The organism is Saccharopolyspora sp. NPDC002686 (assembly GCF_040295745.1).
In the GTDB taxonomy this organism is placed as follows: Bacteria; Actinomycetota; Actinomycetes; order Mycobacteriales; family Pseudonocardiaceae; genus Saccharopolyspora; species Saccharopolyspora oryzae.
In genome coordinates this window covers 1-6,227 of record NZ_JBEOVY010000414.1, presented here as the reverse complement: position 1 = coordinate 6,227, position 6,227 = coordinate 1, and the positions used below count along the sequence as shown (strand labels likewise).

The window sequence follows — 6,227 nt, the reverse complement described above, 5'->3', positions numbered from 1 at the left end:
CGCAGCGGCATCGTCGGCAAGGTCATCAACTGGATGAACGCGCTGTCGCTGGCGACCGTGCCGAAGGTGACGGTCATGATGCGCAAGAACTACGGAGCGATTCCTGGTCAGGTGCCGAGGCGATAGCCCATGCCGCGCACCGTGCTGATGCGCTCCGAACCGATCTTGCGGCGCAAGGCGCGGACGTAGACGTCGACGACGTTGGAACCCGGGTCGAAGTCGTAGCCCCACACGTGGGACAGGATCTGCTCGCGGCTGAGCACCTGGCCCGAGTGCCGCAGGAACAGCTCGAGCATCGCGAACTCCCGCGCCGTCAGGTCCACCGTGCCCCCCGGCACCTGGGCCCGCCGGGTGCGCAGGTCCAGCGACAGCTCGCCGTCGCGCAGCACCGTGACCTCCGGAACCCGGTCCACCGGACGCAACCGCAGCCGCACCCGCGCCAGCAGCTCCTCGAACCGGAACGGCTTGGTCATGTAGTCGTCCGCGCCGCCCTCCAACCCGGCCACCGTGTCGTGCACCGTGTCCCGCGCGGTCAGGATGATCACCGGCACCGTCACGTGCTGGGCGCGCACCGCCCGCAGCACCGAGAACCCGTCCTTGCCCGGCAGCCCCAGGTCCAGCACGACCAGGTCGAAATCGCCGGTGAGCAGGTAGTCCTGCGCGGTGTCGCCGTCGCCGACGACGGTGGTGGTGAAACCGTTGGCGCGCAGCCCCTTCTCGATGAACGCGGCGATCCGCTCCTCGTCCTCGACGATCAGGATCTTCAAGGTCAGTCCCGCCTCCACAGTCCCGCCTCTCCGCGATTCACAGTGGTGGTCGCGGTTTGGAGTGATCTTGCGATTTCGTTGTTTCTTGTGGCTGGTTTGCGTCACGGTCCCCTGAGGTGCGGTTGGGTTGGGCTGGGGACTCATGGCTTGGGGTCCTCGGTGGGGATGTTCGGGGGTACGGCGGGTAGTTCGAGGCGGAAGGTTGCGCCGTGGCCTGGTTCGGACAGGACTCGCACTCGCCCGTGGTGGGCGTCGGCGATCGCCTTGACGATCGCCAGGCCGAGGCCGGCGCCGCCCTTGCCTTGGCTGTTGCCGTGGGCGAAGCGGTCGAAGATCTTCTCCACCTCGGACGGGTCGACGCCCGGACCTTGATCGGCCACCCACAGCGAGACGGTGCCGTCGACCAGGGACGATCCGATGCGGATCTCCGAACCGGGCTCGGTGTGCTGCACCGCGTTCTGCGCGAGCTGCACCATCGCCTGGGTGACGCGCTGCTCGTCGAGCACCACGTCGCCCTCGCCGATGTCGGCGAGGATCCAGCGGCGGTCCGCCAGCGATCGGACCTTCGCCTCGATGTCGCTGGTCAGCTCCGCCAGCGGGACCGGGGCGGGGGTGACGAAATCCGGCCGGTCGGCCTTGGCCAGCATCAGCAGGTCGTTGACGATGCGGGTCATCCGGTCCAGCTCGTCGGTGCACAGCCGCACCACCTCCTCCCGCTCCGCCGGATCGTCGCCGAGCAGCTCGAGGTTGCCGCGCACGATCGTGATCGGGGTGCGCAGCTCGTGCCCGGCGTCGTCGACGAACTGGCGCTGGATGCGGAAGGCGTCCTCCAGCCGGTCCAGCATCGCGTTGAACTGGTCGGCCAGCGCCGCGATGTCGTCCCGGCCCTCGACCGGGATGCGCCTGGTCAGGTCGTGCTCGGTGATCTCGGCCGCGGTCTGCCGCACGGCCCGCACCGGCGCCAGGATGAGCCCGGCGATCACCCACGACGACAGCGCCGCGAGCGCCACGCCGATCCCGCTGACCAGCAGCAGCAGCTGCACGGTCCGGTCCGCTTCGGCCATCGCCCCGTCGGTGTAGCGCTGGACGATGAACCACGCCGGATCGCCGTGCTCCGACTCGGCCTGCACCTTCACCCAGTGCATCCGCCCCAGCGGGGTGTCCTGCTCGCCGTAGTTGCCCGGCGCGTCGACGATCCGCTGCACCATCGCCGGATCCTCGGCGAACCGCTCGATCTCGTCGTCCTGCTCCTGGGCGAGCGTGCGCAGACCGGTGGGCGCCCGCCACACGCCGATCAGCGCCTCGTCGTGGTCCGGGTACTGGCGCCGCAGGTAGGAGTCGAACAGCACGTCGGGGGTGCTGATCAGCTGCCCGGTGCGCGGGTCGCGACCGGTGGCGGCGAACGTGGCGAACTCGTGCGCCTCCTGCTCCAGCGAAGCCGAGGCCTGGTCGTCGACGTCGTTGTGCAGGAACGAGCGGACGATCAGGATCACCGCCAGCAGCACCACGACCAGCACCAGCAGCATCCAGCCCATGATCTGCGCGCGCGCCGGGACGCGGGTGCCGCGGCGGGTGGGGAGCTTGGGCAGCGACCGGGTCGGTGCGGGCTCAGTCGTCATGGTCGTCGTCATCGTCGTCGTCATCCGGCGCGGGCGGCGGGAGCTCCGCTGCGGACGACGGCGGTGCCGCGGTGGGTGCGGGCCCGGGGGAACTGCCGATCTGCACGGTGGCGGGCACTTCAGGAGTGCGCGGTCCGTCGGTGAGCGCGAAGCTCACCAGCACCGCGGCGATGGGCAACGCCATCGCCGCGATCAGCAGAACCGCCTTGGGAACCGACCTCATGCCACCACTCTGTCCCGTTGGCCGGACGAACGACATGAAGCCCGGATGAGAGGTTTTTCATCTCCGCCGGGCCGTCCTGCACCGCAGTTTCAATCGAAACTGTGCTCCGCCGTGCCTGGGATTCGCAGTTTCAATTGAAACTGTGGTTCTGTACCAGCGCAGGTTCCGACGTAACGCCACGAGGCGCGGATCCGGGCGATAGCCTGCGGTACGTGTCGAAGGACCCGATGGACGAGCGCCTGATCGAGTGGACCGGTGAGCGGTGCGTGCCGTGGACCGAGGACGTTCAGGTCATCTACGAGCACTACCACCGCTACGCACTGGCCGCCCGGTTCGTGAAGGGCAAGCGGGTGCTCGACCTCGCCTGCGGCGAGGGGTACGGCGCCGCCCTGCTGGCCGCCGAGGGCGCCGAGGTGGTGGGCGTCGACATCGACCCCAACACCGTCGAGCACGCCCAGCGCAAGTACGGCAGCCGCGACGTCGGCTTCCAGGTCGGCTCGATCACCGACCCCGAGCTGCTCGCAGACGCCAAGCCCTTCGACGTCGTCGTCTGCTTCGAGGCCATCGAGCACGTCGAGGACCACGACGCGGTGCTGGCCCTGATCAAGTCCCGCCTCGTGCGCGGCGGGCTGTTCTTCAGCAGCACCCCGGACACCGCCGTCTACACCCACGAGCACGGCAACGAAAACCCGTACCACGTCAAGGAACTCACCGCCGACGAGTACGAAACCCTGCTGGAGGGCGCGTTCCGGCACGTCGCGGTGCTGAAGCAGAACGTCACCGTCGGCTCGCTGCTCACCCCCGCCGACCCCGGCGACCCGGACACCGCGATCGAAGGCGTCCGCCTGCAGACCATCGAACCCGGCGAGAACGCCTGGACGGTCCAGCAGGGCGTGCCGCACACCTACCTGCTGGGCGTCGCCTCCGACAAGCACCTGCCGAAGCTGCCCGCCGCGGCCGTGCTCACCGACGCGCAGCTCACCCTCGCCCGCCGCGGCGCGGACGCGGCGCCGATCATCGAGCAGCGCGACGCCGCGGTCGCCGACGTCGCCAAGCTCAACGAGCTCTACCAGCGCAGCCGCGGCGAAGCCGACGAGCTCAAGACCGCGATCCAGCGGCTCGAAGACCTGCGCAAGAGCGAGGAGCAGCGCGCCGACCAGGGAGTTCGCGAGCAGGCGAAGCTGCGAGCCGAACTCGACCGCCTCGGCGGCGAGCTGCACGAGCGCCAGCAGAGCGCGGAGCGCGACGCGGCGCGGATCGAGTGGTTGCGCGACACCGTCGCGCGGCTCGAAGGACGCGCAGCGGACGCCGAGCGGCAGGCGGCGGAGCTCGGCGCGGCGAACGCCGAGCTGGCGGCGCAGAACTCGGCGCTGGTGCAGCGCGCGGTGACGAAGTACCGCAAGGTCGTGGAGCGCGTGGCGCCGCGGGGGACCGCGCGCCGCGACGCGTACGAGATCGTCCTCGGTCGCAAGCCGGGCGTCCCGGAGGTCGCGGAGGCCGTGGAGACCGGCCCGCTGCCGGTGCCGCGCAGCGACCAGCCGCTGGTCAGCGTGATCGTGCCGGTGCACGGCAAGTGGCCCTACACCCGGCAGTGCCTGCGGTTCCTCGGCGGACACCTGGTGTCCGTGCCGTTCGAGGTGATCGTCGTCGACGACGCGTCCCCGGACGACAGCGCCGAGAAGCTCGCCGCCTGCGAAGGCGTTCGGCTGGTGCAAGCCGAGCGCAACCTCGGTTTCATCGGCGCCTGCAACCTCGGCGCCGAGCACGCCCGCGGCGACTACCTGTTCTTCCTGAACAACGACGCCGAAGTCACCGAGTCCTGGCTGGACGTCCTGATGGACACGATGCGCTCCGACGAGCGCATCGGGCTGGTCGGCGCCAAGCTCGTCTACCCGGACGGCCGGCTGCAGGAGGCCGGCGGCATCGTGTGGGCCGACGGCAACGGCTGGAACTACGGCCGCAACACCGATCCGGGTGGCGCCGAGTTCAACGTGGTCCGCGACGTCGACTACTGCTCCGGCGCGGCGATCCTGGTCCGCAACGACGTGTTCCAGCAGGTCGGCGGCTTCGACACCCGGTACGCGCCGGCCTACTACGAGGACACCGACCTGGCCTTCGCGGTGCGCGCGGCCGGCTACCGGACCGTGGTGCAGCCGAAGGCGGTCGTGGTGCACCACGAAGGCGTGTCCAACGGCACCGACCTCAGCACCGGCGTGAAGAAGCACCAGGAGATCAACCGCAAGGCGTTCGTCGAGAAGTGGGCGGACACGCTCACCGCCGAGCACCTGCCGGAAGCCTCGCCGCGCAACCTCTGGCTGGCCCGCCACCGCGGCACCCGCGGCCACCACGGCCCGATCGTGCTGGTCAAGGACCACCAGGTGCCGCGCCCGGACTTCGACTCCGGTTCGGTGCGGATCCGCCGCGTGCTGGAGCAGTTCGTCGAACTCGGCTGCCGCGTGGTGTTCTTCCCGGCCAACCACGCGCACCTGGAGCCCTACACGACGCAGCTCCAGCAGCTCGGCGTCACCGTCCTGCCGGCACCTGAGCTGCAGCAGGCGTTCCTGCACGAAGCGGGCTCCGAGATCTCGCTGGCGCTGCTGTCCCGCCCGCAGGTGGCGTGGAGCCTGGTGGAGGAGCTGCGCACCTGCGCGCCGCAGGCGGTGATCGCCTACGACACGGTCGACGTGCACTTCCTCCGCCTGGAGCGGCAGGCCGAGGTCGCCGAGCAGCAGGGCGACGCGGCCAAGGCGGAAGCGTTGCGGCGCAAGGCGTTCGCGTCCAAGCAGATGGAGCTCGGGCTGGCCCGGTCCTGCGACGTCACGCTGGTGGTGTCGGGGGCCGAGCAGGAGCTGCTGCGCGAACTCGTGCCCGAAGCCGACGTCCGCGTGCTGTCCAACGTGCATGAAGTGGACTGGAGCCCGTCGCAGCCGGAAGGGCGCAAGGACGTCCTGTTCGTCGGCAGCTTCGACCACCCGCCGAACGTCGACGCGGTGCGCTGGGCGGCTCGCGAGATCATGCCGCTGGTGCGGGAGGAATGCCCGGACGCGGTGCTGCACGTGATCGGCAGCAACCCGACCGACGAGGTGCGCGCGCTGGCCGGACCCGGCGTCGAGGTGCACGGCTGGGTCGCTGAGCTGGAGCCGCACTACGCCAGCAGCCGCGTGACCCTGGCACCGCTGCGGTTCGGCGCGGGAGTCAAGGGCAAGGTCGGCGAGAGCCTCAGCCTCGGCGTGCCGGTCGTCGGCACCTCGGTGGCGGTCGAGGGCATGCACCTCGAGCACGGCAAGGAGGTGCTGGTCGCCGACGACGCGGCGGGCTTGGCCGCCGCGGTGACCAGTCTGCTCACCGACGACGAGACCTGGCGCGGCCTGGCGGAAGCGGGCAAGTCCGGGATCGCGGCCCAGTTCGGCCCGGACGTCTCCCGAGCCACCGTCCGAGCCCTCCTCGAAACCACCACCCACGAAGCCTGACCTGCCCCACGCACCGTCGGCGTGTCAGACCCCCTCCGCCCGCGCGCTCTCCAGCAGCACGATCAGTTGTTCAGGTCGTGCGGGGTTTCCTCCGCCAACGACACACCCACGGAACGGCCCACGGTCGAACCGTTGCGCAGCACTATTC

Annotated in this window: 4 protein-coding genes; 1 reads left to right on the top strand and 3 read right to left on the bottom strand. The window is 70.3% G+C overall.

Features of this window, described 5'->3' with window-relative positions:
- Nucleotides 1-107: 107 nt before the first annotated feature.
- The 3 genes from ABTZ89_RS34165 to ABTZ89_RS34155 form a co-directional block, all read right to left on the bottom strand.
- Entirely contained in the window at nucleotides 108-785 is a 678-nt protein-coding gene (locus tag ABTZ89_RS34165) for a response regulator transcription factor (RefSeq protein ID WP_351052635.1), read from the bottom strand.
- Nucleotides 786-907: 122 nt separating this feature from the next.
- Nucleotides 908-2,386: a sensor histidine kinase gene (locus ABTZ89_RS34160; protein WP_351052632.1), complete on the bottom strand. Its 1,479-nt coding sequence runs from the start codon at nucleotides 2,384-2,386 to the stop codon at nucleotides 908-910.
- Nucleotides 2,376-2,609, bottom strand: coding sequence for a hypothetical protein (locus ABTZ89_RS34155; protein WP_351052629.1), 234 nt, complete (start codon nucleotides 2,607-2,609; stop codon nucleotides 2,376-2,378). The genes ABTZ89_RS34160 and ABTZ89_RS34155 overlap by 11 nt, the downstream gene beginning before the upstream one ends.
- 227 nt (nucleotides 2,610-2,836) lie before the next feature.
- Between ABTZ89_RS34155 and ABTZ89_RS34150 the strand changes: the two genes are divergently transcribed.
- A complete protein-coding gene (locus tag ABTZ89_RS34150) occupies nucleotides 2,837-6,079 on the top strand; it encodes a glycosyltransferase (protein WP_351052638.1) in 3,243 nt (1,080 codons plus the stop codon).
- The last annotated feature ends 148 nt before the right edge of the window (nucleotides 6,080-6,227 follow it).